The following is a 1024-nucleotide window of genomic DNA, read 5'->3' as shown; positions in this document are numbered from 1 at the left end:
ATAGCGTAGCTTTATGCGGCCAAAACCCTCACCTGCGCCAGTTACTGAAACGCGGATCTTAAACGTAACAACATCACCATCTTTCACATTCTTGAAATAGGGAGTGACATCAATATTAGGGTTTCGCTCCCAACTTGTTGACAATTCACATCGGCCAGCCGTTTCTGGAGGGAAATTGCCGTCAGGGCCGGACCATACTTTAGTTTCCTGACCTGATTTACCAACCCAAACTTGCATGTAGTCATCCCACTTGGCGTACTCAAGAGTTGCAGACACTATGGCGTCTGGATTACTGACTTGGACCCGCGTGTATTCCTCATAAATCGAACAGTTGCCACTCCAGTAGTCGTTACCAACTCGGCCAATCCACAACTCAGTACAGCCTTCTCCACAAGATTTGAGGTTATATGGACCATCATAGTGCTTCACCACAGAGGCATCGTAGTCATGGACAACCTCACAGTCCGCGCTTTGATCTACAACACGCTGACACCGTTCATACTCTGGAATGTGGGCGTTGATAGTATTCTGATTGATGGTTGTTTCGGCAGAACAATCCCCAAAGCCACCTGCGATGAGGTCCATATCCTCATAGGTCTTTTTGCTTAGATTTAGTACAGGGTCATTACTGAAATCAGGGCGTGATCGATTAGAGGCATCGAGAAGAACCTTGTATGCCGCACCAGAGATTGATGGATTAGCACTATTGGCATCACTCCACAGCGACCCTTTTGCATTATTCCCCACGCTGTCCATGTCATCGCCAGAGTCGTAAATGCCTTGCAGACCGCCCACATCAGGTTTATTGGCATCAGGGAAGTAATAACTATCAGGTTTATTGTTGGTCCCGCTCGTTCCGGGGAATAGATCATTGACATTAATCTGACTCCCCCCGTTCATTTGGAATTGACCGTCTTTCAACGTCGGCATAGAGATTGTGCCATCTTGCACAGTCCCCGAGCTCGACTTGAATGAGTTTGAGAGGTTTTGTCCGAAAGCCTGGGCCTCTTTACCCACCGCTGTG

General features: G+C 47.9%; 1 protein-coding gene. It reads right to left on the bottom strand.

The annotated features are described in order from the left end of the window. A partial coding sequence (gene traN, locus R8N49_RS25260) for a conjugal transfer mating pair stabilization protein TraN (protein ID WP_318190228.1) occupies positions 1-1024 on the bottom strand: 1024 nt, incomplete at both ends.

The sequence above is a fragment of the Vibrio sp. 1978 genome (assembly GCF_033344345.1).
The sequence above is the reverse complement of the archived record's forward strand: the minus strand, read 5'-3'. Positions and strand labels throughout refer to the sequence as shown.